This is a genomic window from Sporolactobacillus shoreicorticis, from assembly GCF_024125445.1.
In the GTDB taxonomy this organism is placed as follows: domain Bacteria; phylum Bacillota; class Bacilli; order Bacillales; family Sporolactobacillaceae; genus Sporolactobacillus; species Sporolactobacillus shoreicorticis.
In genome coordinates this window covers 54763-73591 of record NZ_JAMXWM010000008.1, presented here as the reverse complement: position 1 = coordinate 73591, position 18829 = coordinate 54763, and the positions used below count along the sequence as shown (strand labels likewise).

20 protein-coding genes are annotated in these 18829 nt (G+C 41.9%); 14 read left to right on the top strand and 6 right to left on the bottom strand.

The genetic code is table 11. From position 1 onward, the window contains the following. Positions 1–686 precede the first annotated feature (686 nt). The 3 genes from NIE88_RS08725 to NIE88_RS08715 all read left to right on the top strand — a co-directional run bounded on the left by NIE88_RS08725 (position 687) and on the right by NIE88_RS08715 (position 2362). A complete protein-coding gene (locus NIE88_RS08725) occupies positions 687–1004 on the top strand; it encodes a DEAD/DEAH box helicase family protein (RefSeq protein WP_309247029.1) in 318 nt (105 codons plus the stop codon). A gap of 63 nt (positions 1005–1067) precedes the next feature. Then, entirely contained in the window at positions 1068–1538 is a 471-nt protein-coding gene (locus NIE88_RS08720; protein ID WP_253061238.1) for a MarR family winged helix-turn-helix transcriptional regulator, read from the top strand. Beyond that, positions 1538–2362 (top strand): hypothetical protein, encoded by an 825-nt coding sequence (locus NIE88_RS08715; RefSeq protein ID WP_253061236.1) that lies wholly within the window; start codon positions 1538–1540, stop codon positions 2360–2362. Before NIE88_RS08720 ends, NIE88_RS08715 begins: the two co-directional genes overlap by 1 nt. Positions 2363–2407: 45 nt before the next feature. Here the strand turns inward: NIE88_RS08715 and NIE88_RS08710 are convergent, their stop codons facing one another. Next, positions 2408–3337: a VanW family protein gene (locus NIE88_RS08710; protein ID WP_253061234.1), complete on the bottom strand. Its 930-nt coding sequence runs from the start codon at positions 3335–3337 to the stop codon at positions 2408–2410. Between the two features lie 483 nt (positions 3338–3820). Between NIE88_RS08710 and NIE88_RS08705 the strand changes: the two genes are divergently transcribed. The 3 genes from NIE88_RS08705 (at position 3821) to NIE88_RS08695 (ending at position 8199) form a co-directional block, all read left to right on the top strand. Then, a complete protein-coding gene (locus NIE88_RS08705; protein ID WP_253061232.1) occupies positions 3821–6112 on the top strand; it encodes a tetratricopeptide repeat protein in 2292 nt (763 codons plus the stop codon). A gap of 320 nt (positions 6113–6432) precedes the next feature. Continuing rightward, a complete protein-coding gene (locus NIE88_RS08700) occupies positions 6433–7617 on the top strand; it encodes a GGDEF domain-containing protein (RefSeq protein ID WP_253061230.1) in 1185 nt (394 codons plus the stop codon). An 81-nt stretch (positions 7618–7698) separates the two neighbouring features. Beyond that, the gene (locus NIE88_RS08695; protein ID WP_253061228.1) at positions 7699–8199 is read left to right on the top strand and encodes a hypothetical protein; all 501 of its coding nucleotides are present in this window, start codon (positions 7699–7701) and stop codon (positions 8197–8199) included. Here NIE88_RS08695 and NIE88_RS08690 read toward each other — a convergent pair. Continuing rightward, positions 8194–8796 carry a DedA family protein gene (locus NIE88_RS08690; protein WP_253061226.1) on the bottom strand — a complete coding sequence of 201 codons (603 nt, stop codon included), beginning with the start codon at positions 8794–8796 and terminating at the stop codon, positions 8194–8196. The genes NIE88_RS08695 and NIE88_RS08690 overlap by 6 nt on opposite strands. A gap of 198 nt (positions 8797–8994) precedes the next feature. Between NIE88_RS08690 and NIE88_RS08685 the strand changes: the two genes are divergently transcribed. Genes NIE88_RS08685 through NIE88_RS08675 form a run of 3 tightly spaced genes read left to right on the top strand, consistent with a single transcriptional unit; the run spans position 8995 to position 11694 of the window. After that, entirely contained in the window at positions 8995–10050 is a 1056-nt protein-coding gene (locus NIE88_RS08685; protein WP_253061224.1) for an agmatine deiminase family protein, read from the top strand. Then, positions 10047–10922: an N-carbamoylputrescine amidase gene (gene aguB / locus NIE88_RS08680; protein ID WP_253061222.1), complete on the top strand. Its 876-nt coding sequence runs from the start codon at positions 10047–10049 to the stop codon at positions 10920–10922. The genes NIE88_RS08685 and aguB overlap by 4 nt, the downstream gene beginning before the upstream one ends. Before the next feature lie 37 nt (positions 10923–10959). After that, positions 10960–11694, top strand: a complete 735-nt coding sequence (locus NIE88_RS08675) for an AAA family ATPase (protein ID WP_253061220.1) — start codon at positions 10960–10962, stop codon at positions 11692–11694. 25 nt (positions 11695–11719) lie between these two features. Here NIE88_RS08675 and NIE88_RS08670 read toward each other — a convergent pair whose 3' ends face one another. The 4 genes from NIE88_RS08670 to NIE88_RS08655 form a co-directional block, all read right to left on the bottom strand. Then, positions 11720–12322, bottom strand: a complete 603-nt coding sequence (locus NIE88_RS08670; protein ID WP_253061218.1) for a response regulator transcription factor — start codon at positions 12320–12322, stop codon at positions 11720–11722. Continuing rightward, a complete protein-coding gene (locus NIE88_RS08665) occupies positions 12294–13664 on the bottom strand; it encodes a sensor histidine kinase (protein WP_253061216.1) in 1371 nt (456 codons plus the stop codon). Before NIE88_RS08665 ends, NIE88_RS08670 begins: the two co-directional genes overlap by 29 nt. Before the next feature lie 742 nt (positions 13665–14406). Continuing rightward, entirely contained in the window at positions 14407–15324 is a 918-nt protein-coding gene (locus NIE88_RS08660; RefSeq protein ID WP_253061214.1) for a polyprenyl synthetase family protein, read from the bottom strand. Positions 15325–15377: 53 nt separating this feature from the next. Next, the gene (locus tag NIE88_RS08655; protein WP_253061212.1) at positions 15378–15548 is read right to left on the bottom strand and encodes a hypothetical protein; all 171 of its coding nucleotides are present in this window, start codon (positions 15546–15548) and stop codon (positions 15378–15380) included. 267 nt (positions 15549–15815) lie between these two features. Between NIE88_RS08655 and NIE88_RS08650 the strand changes: the two genes are divergently transcribed. The 5 genes from NIE88_RS08650 (at position 15816) to NIE88_RS08630 (ending at position 18760) form a co-directional block, all read left to right on the top strand. Then, complete coding sequence (locus NIE88_RS08650) at positions 15816–16019, top strand: hypothetical protein (RefSeq protein ID WP_253061210.1); 204 nt, start codon at positions 15816–15818, stop codon at positions 16017–16019. A 219-nt stretch (positions 16020–16238) separates the two neighbouring features. Further along, a complete protein-coding gene (locus NIE88_RS08645; RefSeq protein ID WP_253061208.1) occupies positions 16239–16529 on the top strand; it encodes an MmcQ/YjbR family DNA-binding protein in 291 nt (96 codons plus the stop codon). 289 nt (positions 16530–16818) lie between these two features. Next, positions 16819–17196 (top strand): response regulator transcription factor, encoded by a 378-nt coding sequence (locus NIE88_RS08640; RefSeq protein WP_253061206.1) that lies wholly within the window; start codon positions 16819–16821, stop codon positions 17194–17196. Beyond that, complete coding sequence (locus tag NIE88_RS08635; RefSeq protein WP_253061204.1) at positions 17186–17815, top strand: chemotaxis protein CheC; 630 nt, start codon at positions 17186–17188, stop codon at positions 17813–17815. The genes NIE88_RS08640 and NIE88_RS08635 overlap by 11 nt, the downstream gene beginning before the upstream one ends. A 6-nt stretch (positions 17816–17821) precedes the next feature. Continuing rightward, on the top strand, positions 17822–18760 hold the full coding sequence (locus NIE88_RS08630; RefSeq protein WP_290446383.1) for a sensor domain-containing diguanylate cyclase: 939 nt from the start codon (positions 17822–17824) through the stop codon (positions 18758–18760). The last annotated feature ends 69 nt before the right edge of the window (positions 18761–18829 follow it).

Sequence of the window (18829 nt, the reverse complement as noted above, 5' to 3'; positions counted from 1 at the left end):
TGGCAACCAATTAGATTTAATCTTACGCATCTAGTTGGTCAAACCAAAACAGCTTCCCAACTCTAGATACTTACGCGCCCTGCGTTCGTATCCGGAGCGGATACGAACTATCTAAAGTAGTAATAGAAGCCATTAAAGTATGATTGAGCCATTTGCCACTTTTTCATTTTATTTTTCCTCTCGATTAGGTTACGTATCATTTAATCACTGTCACCCTCTTTTGTCAATAGAAAATTTACTTGTCTCTTTTAAACGTTGTTCCGTAGTTCAACTGTTCAACGTCCGCAGGTGTTCCTTTTGAATCGAGGCATCTCAGCCCCTTATGAGCTGGGGATGTTCATGAGCTATTGGGAATCCTTCAACGGGATTGCATCTAAAAGCGTTCAAATCAATAGGTGGAATTGTAATCCTGATGACGAATTAATTTTCTTTAGCCTAATGATCACGCACATTGTTTCTTTTGGAAGTTTGCGTTCAGATAAGTCTGGCGTAACGCAAATCACTTTAAATCAAATTCGTACACGTTTCTCTTGCCCCCGTTTTCAATCTTTAAGATAATGATTAAAGGATAAGAGGAACAAGAGGCGGTTGTCACGCGAACATTCTCTGAAACAATCAAATTCAAAGGTGAATGGAGGCGATACCAAAGGCGCGTTCTGGAGAATCTGCAGTCATAAAAAGTACATATTATAGCGGCCTCTGGGTCAGGAAAGACGATGGTCGGACTTGAAATCATTCGACGTTTGGATCACCCGTGCCCGATCCTGATGCCAAGCATTACGATTCGCGGGCAGTGGGTGGAACGCTTCTGTTCCGGGTTTCTGCCTGAGGGTGAGGATCCGCTAAATTGGGTATCCCGCAGTATGAAAACGCTAAAGCCGGTTACAGCAGTGACTTATCAGGCACTGTGCAGTGCGTATAAACAGTTGACGGGCAATTTCGATAACGATGAATTATCTGAGGTATCAGCGGCTTATGTGTGCTTGATCACTTGTAAAAAATAAAAAGGTAATGTATTATCTATATAGATAATACATTACCTTTTTTGGAAAAACAGGTGAAGAAAAATGCAGCTAAAAAAAATTGATTTGATGCCGGATCAGCAGTTTTTGTTTGGGTTCATTTTTGTCGCCGCAAATCGAATTGATACACTGCTTCAACGTGAATTGAAACGTTTTGATGTAACGACAAAGCAATGGTTTTTATCCATCGTCATTGACAATCTGTTTGACGATCCGCCAACCATGAAAGCGGCGGCACAAGAGATGGGAAGTTCACATCAGAATGTGAAGCAGATCGCTTTAAAGCTGGAGGAAAAGGGACTGCTTGTTCTTGAAAAAGATCCATACGATGCGCGTGTAACACGTCTTAAGTTGACAAAGCGCAGTATCGATTTCTGGGGTGAACTGAGAAATAAAGGGTTTGTATTTACCCAAGCGTTGTTCAAAGGAGTAAGTGATGAAGATTTGCACGTTGCAAGAAGGGTCATGAGACAAGTAATCAAGAATATAAGTGAGATGGATCAGGAGGAACAATAATGAAACAAACGGACAAGGGCATTTTATTCTTCACGGTGCCTGTTGCTGTTTTAATGGTGACTACGTCATGCTTTGGCATTTTATGTTCGGATGTTTATGCGAAAGAGACTATTTCCTGGTATGCGCAGACAATTGGCCAGGATCTTTCAAATCTGCTTGTTGTTGTTCCCTTGTTGCTCTTCTCCTCTTTTTTTGCTTCAAAAGGGAACAAAGTCGGTATCTTTGTCTGGCTTGGGACAATGATTACAAATATATATTCGTTTGTCATTTACTGTTTTGCAATTCATTTTAATTTCCTGTTTCTTTTTTATTGTGCGATCCTTGGTTTGTCCATCTACTCTGTCTTGTATTTCTTCTACAGAAATAAAAAGGTCTCGTTTAAGTCTTGGTTCAAAAATCATGCCCCTGTAAAATCCGTTAGTTCTTTTCTTATTGTGATTGCTTCGGTATTTGCGCTGCTGTGGCTGTCGGATTCATTGCCGGAAATAGTAACGAATAAGACCCCAGAAAGCATTACAGAAGCAGGACTTTTATCGAATCCGGTGCACGTACTTGATTTTTCTTTTTATCTGCCGTTCATGGTTCTGAGCGGTGTATTTCTTATGAAGAAGCGATCAATTGGATACATCCTGGCTCCGCCGATGATTCTTTTTGCCGGGATGACAGCAATGAATATCATAGCGCTTATGGCCGCTTCCATGTGGATTTTAAGGGAGAATACGTGGCCGCAAATGATTATTTTCTCTACTGTTGCATGGATCTGTTTCTTCTTCTTTGCTCTGATGCTGAGACAACTAAAGAACGAAGAAAAGCACACGATCTAATTGCGGTCAAAGGTTCTGTCTAGGTGCAGGTATCACCTCTTTGAATCAAGGCTGGCTGGAATGCAGGCTTTCTTTTTTCCTGTGAATTTCTTTTGGAAGATGTGTGGAGGCACCAGGCACTTTGCGCGGCGCGACATTGATCATGTCGGATGAATACAGCGCAAAGGAGATACTGCCGCCGTATTTATGTGCGCGGATCAGGATCGGCTGATTGTATGTATTTTTAAAGCGGAAATCAGGGCCATACCAACTGACTGTCGCATCGCGTCCGGATGGAACGTAAGGGACGCGGCGGCTGTGGGAATAGCGTTCCACGATCTTGAGTCCCGCTCGATCAGCAGCATTGAAAAGGGTGGAGGATACTTGGCAGATTCCGCCGCCCACGCCCTCAGAGAATTCACCGCGGACGATGATCGGGGCGGAGCGGTAGCCCTTTTTTTTCGTCCGCATTCCGACCGTCTGATTGAATGAAAAGGTCTCGTTAGGAAAGACGACATGACTGTCGAGAGCCTTCGCCGCCAAATCAATATTGTGCGCCCGGCTTTCATTTCCCGCATTAAAAAAGGTGGCATAGCTGCTGATCCGTTGCACGCAAATATGGGCAAGCAATTCTGCATCGACCTTTGGATAATCTTTAATTAACGGCACGCGCATTTTTGCGCTGCCATGGCTGTAATAATAGCGATAAAAATGGTTTTTGAATGCGGAACGATACAGCTTGTGCCCGTTTTTCCCTGGAATAATGGCACCTTGGTCATCAATTTTTGCGTTCAACGGTGCCCGATCGACCTTTTGAGCGATGTGATCGACTAATTGATCGTATTGATCTTGATTGAGAAGTGAAGCAAAAGGATGGGTAAATTCTGTTCGATGAACGGTTGCAATTGTGTCTTTGTGGTACATGATCTTCAGAGCGTTTGCATTGTTTTGTGGCTGTGCCAGAAGCAGAATGCCTGCCAGCATCAGTAGTCGCATGGTGATGTACACCTCCCGACGTTAGTATGAACGCTTTTCCGCTTTTTAGCCTTAATCATTTGACCGTACATTGAGTCCCATGATCCAAATATATTTTTTTATGTAGGGATCAGGTCAGAATAGTCCGATCGAACGATTTTTTTCACCCGTGCTTTGTGCATTTCGGGTGTTTTATTTGTTTGGGTGACGATTGACAATGCTTTTTCATACACGAAATAAATTTTAATGCGAAAATGTTACGAAAACAAACTGTTTTCGATTTCAAAAAAACACTCAATATACGCAATTAGAAGTACTGCTTATGCCCATCATGGCAACTAGCCACGAACGGATCAGGTGGTTGGTCCGATAGTTTCTCCCACATCTTTCCACTAAAATGATAGTAATCGTACTTTTATGCTCTGAATAAGAACGGTATTTGTAAACTTTTGTGAGGGGCGAACGAGCGGTTTGCTCAAATTAAATAAGGAAGAGGAGACATTTATGGAAAACAGTTCTGAAAGTTCTATGGCAGTGGATGTTGCGATTGATGACGAATCAAAGCTGACGGTTTCATTGCAAATTGCAAGCAGCTTAACAAGCTGGAGGCACAGGCGTCACCGAGTGATCAGTGTTCAGTTTTTTCAAAATCCGGGTAATCTGCCTTTACATGCGGCTGACCAGCCGGAAAGTTCGACGTTTCGAAATGACGACGGGGAATTGGATTTCTCCCTGCCGCTTCGCCAAGAAAAGCAATCTATAAGTATTCCTTATACAGCGATGCCGTCCTTCACGTATGGCGATCTGATTAATCTCAGAGTCAGTTTGGAAGACACGGTAACTGGGGAAGTACTCAGTTATGAATCTGTAGACTTTCTCGTGAAGAAAAACGGTTTGCCTGATTTCTTTTCGCATCAGCGCATGCGTGACTATCTCAAAACCGAGCAGCAGACAGAAGTGCGATTGGCTAAAATTGACTATTGGTTGAGCAGGAATGCTGATAAGGATCAAGTGGTGCGCATGGGAATTGAGCTTCTTAAGGAGCTGGCAATGAATGGTTCGTCTGAAGCCGCAGAAAAGCTGGCAGATGTATACAGTGACAACCGTTTTACGATCCATAATAAAAATGAAGCCGAAAAGTGGAAGCATCATTTAGCGAAAAAAATGCCTAAGAAGCCCGACACCCATGTGCAGTCGGAAAAGAATAAGAAATTGCCTGCTCAGATCAGTGACGAGGCTTCGTTAAAAACATGTGAAGAATTGGCGGAAAGCGGCGACAATGAAGCTCAGTTTATGATTTACGCTTATAGCTGTCTGCCGGAAGGATCTTCATACGAAGACAGCCGTGCTTTTGCCTATGTGAAAGCGGCAGCGGAAAGCGGATTAACAAAGGCAGTCCGAGCGTTGGCAGGTGCCTATAAGAAGAATCTCGTTTTTATTTCGATTGAAAATGCGCAAGAGTATATAGGCATTCTGAAAACGGCCGCAAAGAAAAAACAGGCACTTGCGGAATATTTACTTTTCCATATTTCCTACGAGGGCTCTTGCTTAGGACAACCGGTGAATGGAAACAGAAAAGAAGCCTACGCATGGCTGCTTTCCTCCGCCGAGCATGGCGGCATTGATGCTGCCTATGATCTGTGGCACTATTTTGAGCAAGGAAATGAATTTCTAATGGAACAGGAAAAAGCACTGAAGTGGTTAATTTTTGCAGCAGACCACGGGCTTGCAAAGGCGAAGACGCGGCTTGGAGATCTTTACATAGACGGACACTATTTGGACAAGGATGATCGCAAAGGACTTGCCTATCTGAAGGAGGCATCTGAGCAGAAGGATTGGGAAGCTCAGATGAAGCAGTATGAAGGCTATTATGAAGGACGCTATAAAGATATTCTGTGGGAAAAAAATCGTACAAAGGCGCTTAAACTGTTAAAGTCCTTTGCTCAGTCCGGCAATCCAAGGGCATGCGTTCTGATTATGGATAAATATGAGCGTGACAATGAGATGATGATGGATCATCGTGAAGCGGTAGGCTATTTGCGATCTGCTGCGAAGAGTGGCGACGCATTAGCAATGTACCGATATGCCAATGTGCTGCTCGATGGATTTTACGTTTCTGCTGATTTGGCTGAAGCAAAGCATTTAATTGAAACATCGGCGGCGCTTAATTATCCTGAAGCACAGTTTGCGCTTTATCACTACTATTTTTCCGGATATAAGTCATTGCATCATGATCATGTCAATAAGGAGCGTGCTTATCAATGGCTGCTGAAAGCTGCAAGAACATTGCCTTCCGCTCAATATGAATTATGGAAGCTCAGCAAACAGGATAACGCAGCAGATTGGATCATCACAGATAAACGTGCAGTCGAGTATCTCTTCCGCAGTGCTGCACAAAAGTACAGTCCAGCTCTCTTTCAGGTTGGGATGGCGTTTGGTTCCGGTTCCGGTATTGAAACGAATCCAGAGCGAGGTCTGTCTCTCATTGAAGAGGCCGCGGCCCTTCATCATCCGGAAGCAGTCTATGAACTTGCACAGATTCGTCTGCGCGGATCGTTCGGCGGACAAGAAGTAGCAAAGGACGAAAACGAGGGGTTGCATTTGCTTTTATTATCGGCAGAACTTGGCTACCCTCTCGCTTGCAAACAAGTGGGAGAATGGTATGCGAAAGGACTGCTTCCTAATGAATCCGAACTGTGGGTCAGGCAGATTGTTAAAGCAGCGATTGATGCCGGGCTTGCTTTGGATGAGCAGGTATCACCTCTGGTGAAGCAGGAGGCTGCCAGTGCAAATTGAAAGAGCACGATTTTGACGTGAAAAAATAAGGATAGTGGTCGAACAGGTTTCCTACACGGGAGCCTGTATTTTTTTTTGCAGTAGCAGTAAATGAAGGGCTGACTCACACTTATTCTGAGAAGCAGGCGGATTCGTCTGGTTAAACGAAGACGATTTGGCACAAAATTGATAAGAAAAAAGGATCAGGTAGTTGATGAAAAAATTCTTTAGGATCAATGATGTACTCCTTTTCTAAAAATCCTAACAATTTATGTAATAACCTGGCAGGATTTGATAAAATAGGTGGACAACACTGCTGCAACGGATGAGGATGATCAGTCGTGAATATATTGCTTGATGTGAGGACTTTTTTAGCTTTTATCATAAGTTGTAATTTAGTCACCGTTTTGCTGATCGCTGCTTATTTGTGGCATCATCGGGATGATGCGACGTTAAATATATTTTTTTGTGGTAAGTGTATCCAGACTGCAGCATGGGCTATTGCTCTTATTCGCAATGGCCCCTTTGGTATTGCCGCCATTTCGCTGGCAAACAGCCTTTTATTTGTCGGTTATGCATTGGAGACTGTTGCCCTGCTTAAGTTAACGCGAACTTACGATAAGGCGGCCTACCGTTTCTGTCTTTGGGTTACATTGTTAAGTATTCTCGGATTTAATCTTGTCCTCATTTTCGACAATCATTTTAACGTTCGAGTTGTTTCTGCTTCTTTGAGTTTGGCGGCGCTACTTGTTCTCCCGATATTTCGAATGATTCAAGGCAAGAATCACTCGTTGCTGATGCATTTGATGGGCTGTCTGTATCTGGCGCTTATGATTTCTTTCCTTGGGAGAGCTGCTCTGGCCCTATTTTTCTATCATGCGATTGAGTCAAGCAGCATAGGTTCTTCATTTATTTATGGATATACTTTAATTACAGTTAATTTAGCAATGATTTTAGGCAGTACCGGATTCATTTTGCTGTTAAAGGAAATGACGGATCGCGAACTTGTGCGGCTGGCTAATTATGACGACTTGACGAAGACGTTGAATCGCCGGGCTTTTTTTGAGCGGACAAAGCGGTTTCTTGAACAGTGTTCGAAGAAACAGCAGAAGCTTTCCTTCGTCCTGTTTGATGTTGACCAATTCAAATGCATCAATGATACTTATGGGCATGATGTTGGGGATCGTGTACTTCGCGATCTGTCGCGGCGCGTGTATAGCCAAATTGACGCGGAACATCTGTTCAGTCGGTTTGGGGGCGATGAATTTGCGATACTGATGCCAGGGATGGATGAAGAACAGTCTGCAGTTGCAGCTGAACGGATCAGGTCAGAAATTGCAAGCGCTGAAATTAATCTTCCTGACAAATCGCTGAACTACACAATCAGCATCGGGTTGCTGACCGTTTCCCCAAATCGTTATGTGGATGTTGAAAATCTTTATATTTTCTGTGACAATGCCTTGTATGATGCTAAGAAAAATGGAAAGAACAGTGTGCACCGGGGGCAGTACCAGGATGAACTTTAATGGAATTTTACTTTTTTCGAATGAAATAGTGCTGCACTCCTGATACTAATCGTAAAAGTGAGTTGAAGGAGTGTTTTGATTATGGCCTTAATTTTGGGAAGATTGGATCTAGAGGCCAGGGGGATTTGGTATCCGCTTCTATTTTCAGCTTTTGTTATTCTGTTTGTCGTGTTCATGAAAAAAAGGCATTTAACTTGGCGGCAGATCTATGCGACATTTGGTATGGTATGTTCCTTATCCTGGATCGCCGACATTTCATCGGCAATCTATTTTGATGCCTTCCGTTACGGAACCGATCACGGTATCGGCATTGCCGATTTACTATCGATCACATTCATTCCCGCGGGTCTCGCGATTATCTATCTCAATTACCGGTCACAATCAAATAAATGGTTGATGCTGATTCTGTTTACCGTTCTGTCATTTGGAATTGAGTTCGCTTCAATTCAGGTCAAATACTTTCATCTTATAAATTGGGAGTTATTTTATTCAGTGTTCATTTATCTCTTTATTTATGGCTGTCTGCTCCCGCTGCATAAACGTGTGATTGCGTCCGGGTTTTCTTCGCGCCGTCAATTATGATTTTCTTTTCAGCCAATAAATAATCAATGCTGCGGCAGCGATGATAATCAATGCATACGTCACGTGCGAATACAGATCCATCCACTCAAGAACCTTGTCCCATGATTTGCCGAGTGAAGCACCAAGCAGGACGAGGACGGTATTCCAAATGAGCGTGCCGGCTGCCGTGGTCAGCAGGAAATACAGCGGATTCATTTTTGCCATACCGGCAGGAATGGAGATCAGGCTGCGGATTAAAGGAATCATCCGGCAAAAGAACACCGCGGGGTATCCGTGACGTTCAAACCAGCCGCTCGCTTTTGTGAGATCCCCCGGTTTCAGGCGCAATACATGTCCCCAGCGTGCAACGAATCGTTCTAAACGCTCAATGCTTAAGAAACGTCCAATGGCATAAAGCACTGCCGCACCGGCAACGGAACCGAAGGTAGCAAAAAAAATGACAAGAGGTGCAGTCAAGCGTGAGTGGGTGGTCATAAAACCGCCAAACGTAAGGATGACCTCCGAAGGGATCGGAGGGAAAATATTTTCCAAAAAAATTATAAAAAAGATTCCTGCGTAGCCATGCTGTTCCATAAATTGCACAATCCAATCTTGCATGAATGTTCCTCATTTCCGTTGATGGCTGGGGGAATATAGGGATAATGATTTCAATCAACACAATACCCTAAAATCTTTCGCACTATACTTTTTGCGACGTTTCAGCAAGGTCGCCTGAATACAAGAAACTGCTGTTAATCAGCAGTATTCTTATGATAACATACTTGGTAAGGTCATCATTAATCGTGTGAGGTAATCATGAATCCGAAAAAGTTGAATTATCAAATGCCTGCGGAGTGGCAGAATCATGAACGCACCTTTCTTTCCTGGCCGGTACAGGAATCGATGTGTTTTCCTGATGACTATACACGTGTCTGCCAGGGCTATGCGGGCTTCATCAAAGTGATTTCGGAATTTGAGCCGGTAACGGTACTGGTCAATCCCAATGAACATAATTTTGTAAGTACATTTGTCAGACAAACTCATTATCCTGTTGATACCCTTGTTTTGCCTCATAATGATTCATGGCTGCGTGATAACGGTCCAACCTTTGTTCGAAACGAACGGGGTTATTTGGCCGGAATTAATTGGCATTTTAACGCATGGGGGGAGAAGTATCGGCCTTGGAATTTGGACGATGAGGTGGCGTCTGTACTCCTTGATAATTTGCGGATTTATCGATTTGACGCACCGCTCGTCATGGAAGGTGGATCCTTTCATGTGGATGGAGAGGGCAGTCTGCTAACAACGGAGCAATGTCTGCTCAGCAAGAACCGCAATCCTGCCATGAATCGTGATCAGATTGAGCAGAATCTGCAAGACTATTTAAGTATAAGCAAGGTCATCTGGCTGAAAAACGGTTTGTCCGGAGATGAAACAGATGGGCATGTGGATAACATTGCTTGTTTTGCAGCGCCGGGGAAGGTTCTGATCCAATGCTGTGATGATCCGGAAGATGACAATTATCTAATTACACAGGAAAATATTGCGCGCCTAGAAAAAGCGATTGATGCGCAGGGGAGGTCGCTTGAGATTATTCGCATCCCGCAACCGCCGCCTCGTTTTTATCAAGGGACACGATTAACACTGAGTTATTTGAACTTTTATTTTGTAAATCAGGGCATCATTCTACCCGTCTTCGGAGAGGATGCGAAAAAAGACGATAAACAGGCAGCCGCTATCCTTGCCGAGACATTTCCTGATCGAACCATCCGGACGGTTGACGGAATGGCAATCATTCGTGAAGGCGGCAATGTCCACTGCGCAACGCAGCAAATGCCGAAAATGAAAGAAGCAGGTGAAGCGAAGTCATGAGAAAAATTAAAGTTGCGGCAACGCAGATGAGCTGCTCTTGGACGATTGAGGAAAACCTTTGTAAGGCCGAGGCGTTAGTGCACCAAGCAGCAGCTAAGGGTGCACAAATCATTCTGCTTCAGGAGCTTTTTGAAACCCCATACTTCTGCCAAAAAGAGAAGACTGAGTATTATGCATTGGCGAAAACACGTGATGAAAGCCGTGCTGTAGCTCATTTCAAGGATGTAGCGCGCGAACTCGGTGTTGTACTCCCGATCAGTTTCTATGAACGAAAGAACAACGCATTATACAATGCGCTGGCATTGATCGACGCGGATGGAACGGTGCTTGGTACTTATCGAAAAAGCCATATTCCCGACGGACCAGGCTATGAGGAAAAATTTTATTTTAATCCCGGAGACAGCGGATTCAAGGTATGGGAGACACGTTATGGGAAAATCGGCGTGGGGGTTTGTTGGGATCAGTGGTTTCCAGAAGCCGCAAGGTGTATGACGTTAATGGGTGCGGAGCTGCTTTTTTATCCGACGGCGATTGGAACAGAGCCGTATGACGCAGCGATTGATTCTAAAGATCATTGGCAGGCATGCATGCTCGGTCATGCAGCGTCAAATCTGATTCCGGTCATCGCGTCAAATCGAATTGGCACGGAAACAGATGAAGATTCCAAAATTACTTTTTACGGTTCTTCTTTTATTGCCGGACCACAGGGTAATAAGATTTGTGAAGCAGATCGTACAAACGAAACGACCTTAGTCGCTGAATTTGATTTAGACAAGCTTCAGGAGCAGCGATTTGAATGGGGCATTTTCCGTGATCGCAGACCGGAGCTGTACCGAATTTTAACCTCAAATGACGGGGAACAGAGACTGTAATGGAGATAAAGAAATAAGCTTGGGGAGAAGGGATCGAATGGCTGGCAGACTTTATATCAGAGGATTTCGTATCGACCATCATGCGCCGGAATATGAGGAAAGCTACCTTTCGACTATTTCAGCTCTGCGTCATCTTTATGATTTTACGTTGCATTGCCCGGTTACCTTTTTTGTGGGGGAAAACGGGTCGGGAAAGTCGACGGTCTTGGAAGCATTGGCTGTTAATTTTGGTTTTAATCCTGAGGGCGGATCGAGGAATTTCTCGTTTTCAACCAGCGATACACACTCGGATTTATTTAAAGCCATGCGTGTCATAAGAGGCGCGGATCATCCTAAGGACGGTTTTTTTCTGAGAGCAGAGAGTTTTTACAATCTTGCATCGAATATTGATGAAATAGGTGATCCGGTTTTCTTGCAACAATATGGTGGGCAATCGTTACATAAGCAATCGCATGGAGAAAGCTTTCTGTCACTCATGCTGCATCGGTTTCGCGGAGACGGCGTCTATATTCTCGATGAGCCTGAAGCGGCTTTATCTCCAACAAAGCTGATGACGATGCTGGTAAGAATGAAGGAGTTAGTGAATCAGCAATCACAACTCATCATTGCCACTCATTCACCTATGTTGATGGCTTTTCCCAATGCGGATATTTACGTCATGTCAGACGGAGGCATTAAGAAGACTCGTTACGAGGATACGGAACACTATATTGTGATGAGCCATTTCTTGGCGAATCCGCAGAAGATGCTGCACTATTTACTGGATACGTGATCGGAATTTAAATTGAGGGGACTGCTTAAAGGTTGAGCAGTCCTTTTTTAATCGCATTAACAACGGCGCCAACACGAGAATCAGCGCCTAATTTTTGGATAATGGATGAGATATGGTATTCAACGGTTCGCTTGCTGATTGATAATTTTTGACTGATCTCATTTGTTGTCATATCTTCAGCAATTAATTTTAAAATATCAAGCTCTTTAGGAGTTAAGGATTCGCCCGGAACCTCCGGCTTTAGGATGGGAAACACCTTTTCTCCGTTGCATACCTGACGAATGACCTTTGCAAGTCGTGAATTCGATTCTTCTTTTGTGACATAGGCATCGGCACCTGCCTGTTTTGCCGCTTCAATATACTCGTCATACTGATAGCCGGAGAGAATAACGATCTTAATCGAAGCGTGCCCCTTTCTTATATGTCTGGTAATTTCAATACCATTCGTGTTCTTAAGACGTACATCAAGTACAAGAACATCAGTGGGTTTTGTGTTAATAATTGCTTCTAGGTTGATCGGATCAGACAGCGTGTCAACTACGTGAAAATCCGGCTCCTTCTCAAGAAGTTCCTTGAGACCCATAAGCATAAGCAGATGGTCATCCACTAAGATGATGTTGATTGTCACGTTCATCATTCCAATCTAGGGGCAGTGTAATGTTGATTGTTGTACCATTTCCAAGTGATGTCTGAATGTCGAAAAGTCCGTGCAGCAAATCGACACTTTTTTGCACCGAGAGCAGTCCGATATGACCGGAGGCCGTACTTAATGTGTCGTTCAAATCGAATCCTCTGCCCTGATCGCTCACCCTGATCAGCAGGTAATGATCGGCGCACTTTAAGGAAACTGAAACAACAGGAACTGACGCGTATTTGATCGAGTTATTGAGCAGTTCTTTAATCATGCGGAAGGCCGCAAGCTCAATCTGCCTCGGAATAATTTTCATTCCGAGATCAAAACTCGTATCAACAATGACATTATAGTTGTTTTGCAATTTCTTTTTCAGCGATTGAACACTCTGCTGCAACCCGAGATCTTCAACAATGAAAGGATGTAATTCACGCGACTTTTCTCTGATTTCATAAATGGTGTTCAAGAGTGATTCTTTGATGACGCTGTAAGCGGACTGATCGATTTTGTGTGAATGATGTAAGCCATCAATTCTATTTTCTAATAGTATAACATTTTGAAGAATCTCGTCGTGCAGAAAAATCGATAAATCTCGTCTGCTTTCGTCAATAGAATTCATAAGCAATTGATTAAAATGCTCATGGGAATATGACTGACTTCTTGTTTTCTCCAGTTCGGTGTCCATCTGTGAAAGTACTTCGGAGCTGTTTAACAGGTCAAGGGCATCGGAACAAATAGCGTCAATCAGCGTATATTCATTTTTTTCAAATCGTGTTCCATTCTTTTTCTGACCAAGGAAGACCCATCCTTTAATTTTTTCCTGATCCGATAGCGCAAGAACGGTTACCTCCCTCTTTTTTTGGATCGTCTCTTTGGTATCTGAGTTTAGACTGTTCAAGATTTCAAGTGCCAACGATCCGTCTGAAAAGATTCCGGTTTGATAGTAAATTCTTGGAATTCGATTTTGCTTCCACACGAGGCAGGCACCATTGATATCGACTGTTTGCTGAATGAGATTAACAATAAGTCGCGCGCAGGAGGTCAGATGCTGTCCATTTAAAACCTGCTGCATGATCCGGTGCGTTTCTCTTTTAATTTCCTGAGCTTTGTCAAATCTGCGGCGATAGGAACGTGAACCGAAAAAATGGTTAAATCCAATGAAAACGATGATAGCAGCAGATATTAACAGATTGATGCGAAAAAATAGATCCAAGTGATCCTGAAAAAATAGAAATAGTAGATTATTTGTTAAAATCAAGGACAGAAGAATGATGCCCGTTTTCGAAAGAAGGGTCATGAATTTGATGCGTACATCAATGATCTCCTGGCGCGTCAGCATATAGGTCACTGAAATTGGAAAAACGATGACACTGATCAGACTATAATAGAAAGGAATTTGGTTACGGATATTGAATAAAATATAAGGAATAAGATTCAAGAAAAGAAATGGAAGAAAAGAAAGACAGAAAGATCCAATCAGAATATAGAGCTGATTTTTGACTTTATCAGAATTTGATTTAAGCAGTAATTCAATTATTAAGAAGCAAATAATTAGTGATACAACAATAAATATAATAATTAAATATCGAGATAAATCAGTAATTGTACTATGAAATTCACGAAAAAAAAATGTTATAATGACGTAGATTAACGAAAAAACAAAGAGTATATTTCTTAAAACATTATATAAAAAATGAAAAATTTGTGGCTTTGCTGTTGGTGGGAAAAAAAGAAAAAAATTTAAAAGAAAAATTGGCGTAAACAATGCGGAGACAACCTCTATTCGATTCGCAACCACATTATTTAGGCCAGAAGGAATGGCAGAGATAATGGCTATGCCGGCTATAAACATAAGATAGAAATAATGCTTGGTAATAATTGAGTGAGGTTTTAATCTATAGCAATAGATACCGTTACAAACAAAACAGAAACCAACTGAAAAAAGAATGACGAGTTGATCCAAACGAGGAACTGGGTCCGCTTCAATTTTATTAAAATCCGTTTGGAATAGGAATGAATATGAGTAGTACGCAGTGAGTAAAACAAACAACATAAATAATGAATAGGGAATTAGCTTTGATTTAATGATCATCATCTCCGAGGAATCTTATCAGGTTTGTATATTGAATTTTATTGCTACTTGCCTCTTGTTTTTTCTTTAATAGCTTAATGGCTTTGTTTAAATAGACTTCAGTAAGAATCTCACAATATTTAATTGCTCCGGTTTTTTGGACATATGCGCGAATGGCTGGCAGTAAGTCCCTGTTTTCTCTTAAATTTTTTGTTGTCAGTATCTTTAAAAGCCAATCGTCATTCTTTGATTGGCCGGCCTCAATCGCTTTAATTAGAGGCAATGTAGCTTTTTTATCGATAAGATCATTTTTCGTGTCGTCGAAAAGATCGCGCGCGTCATTACTGATTTGTCCGGAAAATCCAATGCAGTCCGCAACGTTGTTCCAAAATGGAAGCTCTTCAGACGAAGCATTTAAATGAAAGACTAAGCGGGTCAGTGATACCGATTTACGGCTGATCTGTGCAAAATATTCTTTCTCAGTAGGCAGATGATTTCTGCTGATGCAGAAGGATAAATCCTTGGTCTGTCCTTGCGCTGCTTCGCGTAATTGCTCAATCACATTTATTAGCAAATGAGAATTTTTATGGAGGGTGATAATATGTAATCCTTCCATCAAAAGCAGGCTGGATAGACTTACAGCCTGAGGAACGGAGAGTTTTGTTAAAATCTCGCCATTGAAATCCTGATCTGCCAAATCATCAAGAATATCCGTTGCCAGAACGAGCAGTTCAATGGCAGCAGAGCAGGCAATTTTGGATTCATTATGTTTATCAGTCGAACCAAAAAGCGAGGCAGTACAATAATAGAACTCTGCCCAAGTGAAACTTGATTTAACATTAAAAATCTTCCCTTTTAGGTGCAAAAGAGAAGTAATAAGAACTTGTGTTTTATTGTTCGTTTTTGCTTCGGATAAATATTCTTTCAAGAAAGTTTTAATCTTATCTCTATTATATTCTCGGTCTGAGTCTGACATCTTGCTTAAACCCATTGAATCGGATGATTATTTGTTTCAGCAAGTTCGTACATATGCTTCGTAAAAACGGAGGTCACGTCCGGATCCAGATTCGCGCCTGCAACTGCCAACTCTGCATTCCCTACCTGCGACTTATTGACAAATTCCTGTACCAACGCCCACAATTTTTCATTCACTGTCATACACCTCCAAATTTTGTCCTTACATAATTGTTAATTCGACTTTTGAAACTGATCTCCTTCAAAAAATAAAAAAATAATTTGAAATAATTGCGGAAAATACGGATTCAAAAATAAAATGAATTGGGTATATTGTTTTTAGGGGAGAAATATAAGAGTAGGTCAGTACGCAGAGAAAAAGAACAATTTGGTAAAAGAAAAAGAATTGCTTATTCGGAATTGGGCGTCACGTAATGGGTAATGATAATAAGTGGGGGAAATAATATGAGTTCATATGATCAGTATTCAACGACTTATTTAACAGAATTATATTATGTGATCAAAAAGAACATTGAAACCGGTTTCCTTTCAAGTGCAATGCGACAGGAACTGGCACTCATCGCTGAGGCAGTAAATAAGCAGGGTGTTATGATCCTTGAAAATAAACGAGTGCTGCAAACTTACCATCAGGCGTGTAATCAAAAATAAGTGAATTTAAATATTAGTAGGTGGCAGTCGTATGACTGTCACCTTTTTACGATGCGGAGTTTTATGAAACGCATAGTGACCAATTGATATAACAAAGAACAGTACTTTATTTACTGAAAGGGGGGGGAATAATGAATATCGGATGGATCGATGATTATTGTTTAGCAAAAATCGGAGCAGAATGTGATTATAAAGGAGAATGGCAAGGCGACTAGATATATGATTCGCGGGAAATTGTTTGCGATGCGCGGCGGGGATAAAAACGGCCGCCCAATAATTACGGTTAAATTGTTACCTCAGTTTGGTGCACATCTGCGGGAAGAATATGATGCAATCGTTCCAGGGTATTATATGAACAAGGCGCATTGGAATTCACTGTATCTTGAAGCGGATGTTCCTGAGCATGTACTGAAAACGATGCTAGATCAGGCGCATATGCTTGTATTGTCTTCGCTTAGCAGGAAAGCGCGCCAGGAGCTAGAAAAGGAAGATGCATATGACAAGGAATAGACTGCAAAATTGATTTTTGGCATGTGAGTTATTGAAGACTAAAGACACATCTTTTTATTGAATGATTTGCGTTTTGAGTTGATTAAAAGAAAAAATGAACAGATTTTTGAGCATTATTATTCTTGTCTTTTCTCTGTATCTACTTATAATAAAAATAAAGGCATATTTTTTTTGACATTTTCAAAGGTAAAAAGACCTGGTTATTATTGCTTATTAAAATGATGGGTTGTTTGCACAGTTCTTTTATTGATGCGGTAATCAGTGATCAACAGAGAGAGGGTGGGTATTTTTGACAAAAGTACTTATTGTAGATGACTCGAAATTTTCACAGAAAATTACATATTCCCTTTTAAACCAATACCTAGAAAATATAGAGTTTCTTTTTGCAAATGACGGGCAGGAAGGTCTTGAGAAATTTTCGGAGGTTCATCCTGATTTCATGATTGTCGATCTGTTAATGCCGAAATTGCGTGGACAGGATTTGATTGAAAAAGCAAAGCAAATTGATCGTGAGGCCAATGTCATTGTTTTGTCTGCTGATGTTCAGAATCGAGTGCGTGATGTTGTCGAAAAAATGGGTGTGCTCTCTTTTATTAATAAACCTTTAGATGAAAAAAAGGCGAAAGAGATCTGCGACATCATAGGGACGGGTAGCCGTGGCCGATAATATAAGCAGAGAAGATATCCTAACTGAATTATTTAATGTCGGCGTGGGTCAAGCGGCGAGTACACTTTCGGATATCATTGATAAACGAATCGGATTGACAATTCCCAATGTCCGTATTTTGGACGCTGCTAAGGGGAAGATTGAACTTAACAAGTATTTGCAGAATGTCGCGGAGGGGGCGGTCATGGTTTCCTCCATTTCGTTTAACAGCCAGCTGGAAGGCAAAGTCAGCCTGCTCTTTCCAGCGGATAAAATGCATCATTTTATTGATCTCTGCCTTCATGAAACGCGTGATGAATTTGAGGATAGTCTGGAATTCACGGATATTGATTTTGATACAATCAAAGAAATCGGCAATATTGTCATTAACTCAATTATCGGCGAGCTGAGCAATGCGGTAAACATACCGGTTGAGTATACCTTGCCCGACATCGATGTATTAAATGATGCAAATGCGGAGCATTTTGTTGATTGCGAAGATTATCGGCTTGTACTTATGATGTTTCTAGCTTTTGACATCGAAGGGACTGAAATTGGCGGAGCGATTGTTATTAATATGACGTTGAATTCTCTTGACGATATTCTGAATAAGATCGATAAATTGTATAACGGAAGATGAGTGATTATGGATTCTATTATTCCTGGTATTCTTAACTGCATAAATGAGGGAATCATCATGATTACAGAGGACCTCGAGATTACCTACTGGAATCCCTTTATGGAGCGATTGTCAGGTAAGAAAAGCAGTGAGGTTCTCGGGAAAAAAGTAAATCAGGTGCTTCCTGCACTTGAACGTCCGTTCTTTTATAGTGCCGTGGAGCGTTTGATATCCAGGGGCAATCCGATCTTTTTTTCGGCGGCTATGCATCGGAAATTAGTCAATCCGGATCATCGGGTAAATCTGAAAATGAATCGTGTGTTGCTGGAAGGCCGAAGCAATCTTCTCCTTGAATTTATTGATGTCACGAATCAGTTTCAGAGAATCAGTCAATTAAGGGATTACGTCAGTCAACTTTCCCATTTAAACAATCAGTTGAAGCAAAAAGAGAAGGTTATTGAAAAACTCGCCTATTATGACAAACTGACGGGTGTGGCCAATCGGGCATTGTTCGACAAGTTCGCAGACAAATATCTAAGTATGGCGCGAGATCATGGTACAATGCTCGGTCTGATGTTTGTCGATGTTAATGAATTCAAACTAATTAATGATACCTATGGCCATAACACAGGTGATAAAGTCATGACGCGCGTGGCAAGTCTGCTGACGGAATCAACACGTAAAAATGATATCGTCTGCAGATATGGCGGCGATGAATTTTTGGTTCTGCTCCCTGACATTCGAACCGTTCGCGATTATCAGGCGATTGCCGAACGTATTGAAGTAAATAAAAAAAGACATATTGTTCAGGACGGTTATGATATTTGGCTGTCACTGAGCATCGGAATCAGCTTTTATCCTGATGACGGCATAACGATTGGGGATTTGATTGAGAAAGCTGATGAATACATGTATCTCAACAAACATCAGATGCGAACGCAGCAAAAAAATATGTTATCCGATTAAACGTCGGGCGGATGAATCATAAGTTCGCCCGACTTCTGTTTGACTCCCTCGCTGATTCACCGCAGATCG

Excerpts from the sequence above, each read along its gene's own strand:
- NIE88_RS08720 (WP_253061238.1), top strand. The coding sequence starts at position 1,068 with ATGCAGCTAAAAAAAATTGATTTGATGCCGGATCAGCAGTTTTTGTTT.
- NIE88_RS08715 (WP_253061236.1), top strand. The coding sequence starts at position 1,538 with ATGAAACAAACGGACAAGGGCATTTTATTCTTCACGGTGCCTGTTGCT.
- NIE88_RS08710 (WP_253061234.1), bottom strand. The coding sequence starts at position 3,337 with ATGCGACTACTGATGCTGGCAGGCATTCTGCTTCTGGCACAGCCACAA.
- NIE88_RS08705 (WP_253061232.1), top strand. The coding sequence starts at position 3,821 with ATGGAAAACAGTTCTGAAAGTTCTATGGCAGTGGATGTTGCGATTGAT.
- NIE88_RS08695 (WP_253061228.1), top strand. The coding sequence starts at position 7,699 with ATGGCCTTAATTTTGGGAAGATTGGATCTAGAGGCCAGGGGGATTTGG.
- NIE88_RS08690 (WP_253061226.1), bottom strand. The coding sequence starts at position 8,796 with ATGCAAGATTGGATTGTGCAATTTATGGAACAGCATGGCTACGCAGGA.
- NIE88_RS08685 (WP_253061224.1), top strand. The coding sequence starts at position 8,995 with ATGAATCCGAAAAAGTTGAATTATCAAATGCCTGCGGAGTGGCAGAAT.
- aguB (WP_253061222.1), top strand. The coding sequence starts at position 10,047 with ATGAGAAAAATTAAAGTTGCGGCAACGCAGATGAGCTGCTCTTGGACG.
- NIE88_RS08675 (WP_253061220.1), top strand. The coding sequence starts at position 10,960 with ATGGCTGGCAGACTTTATATCAGAGGATTTCGTATCGACCATCATGCG.
- NIE88_RS08665 (WP_253061216.1), bottom strand. The coding sequence starts at position 13,664 with ATGCTGACGCGCCAGGAGATCATTGATGTACGCATCAAATTCATGACC.
- NIE88_RS08650 (WP_253061210.1), top strand. The coding sequence starts at position 15,816 with ATGAGTTCATATGATCAGTATTCAACGACTTATTTAACAGAATTATAT.
- NIE88_RS08645 (WP_253061208.1), top strand. The coding sequence starts at position 16,239 with ATGATTCGCGGGAAATTGTTTGCGATGCGCGGCGGGGATAAAAACGGC.
- NIE88_RS08630 (WP_290446383.1), top strand. The coding sequence starts at position 17,822 with ATGGATTCTATTATTCCTGGTATTCTTAACTGCATAAATGAGGGAATC.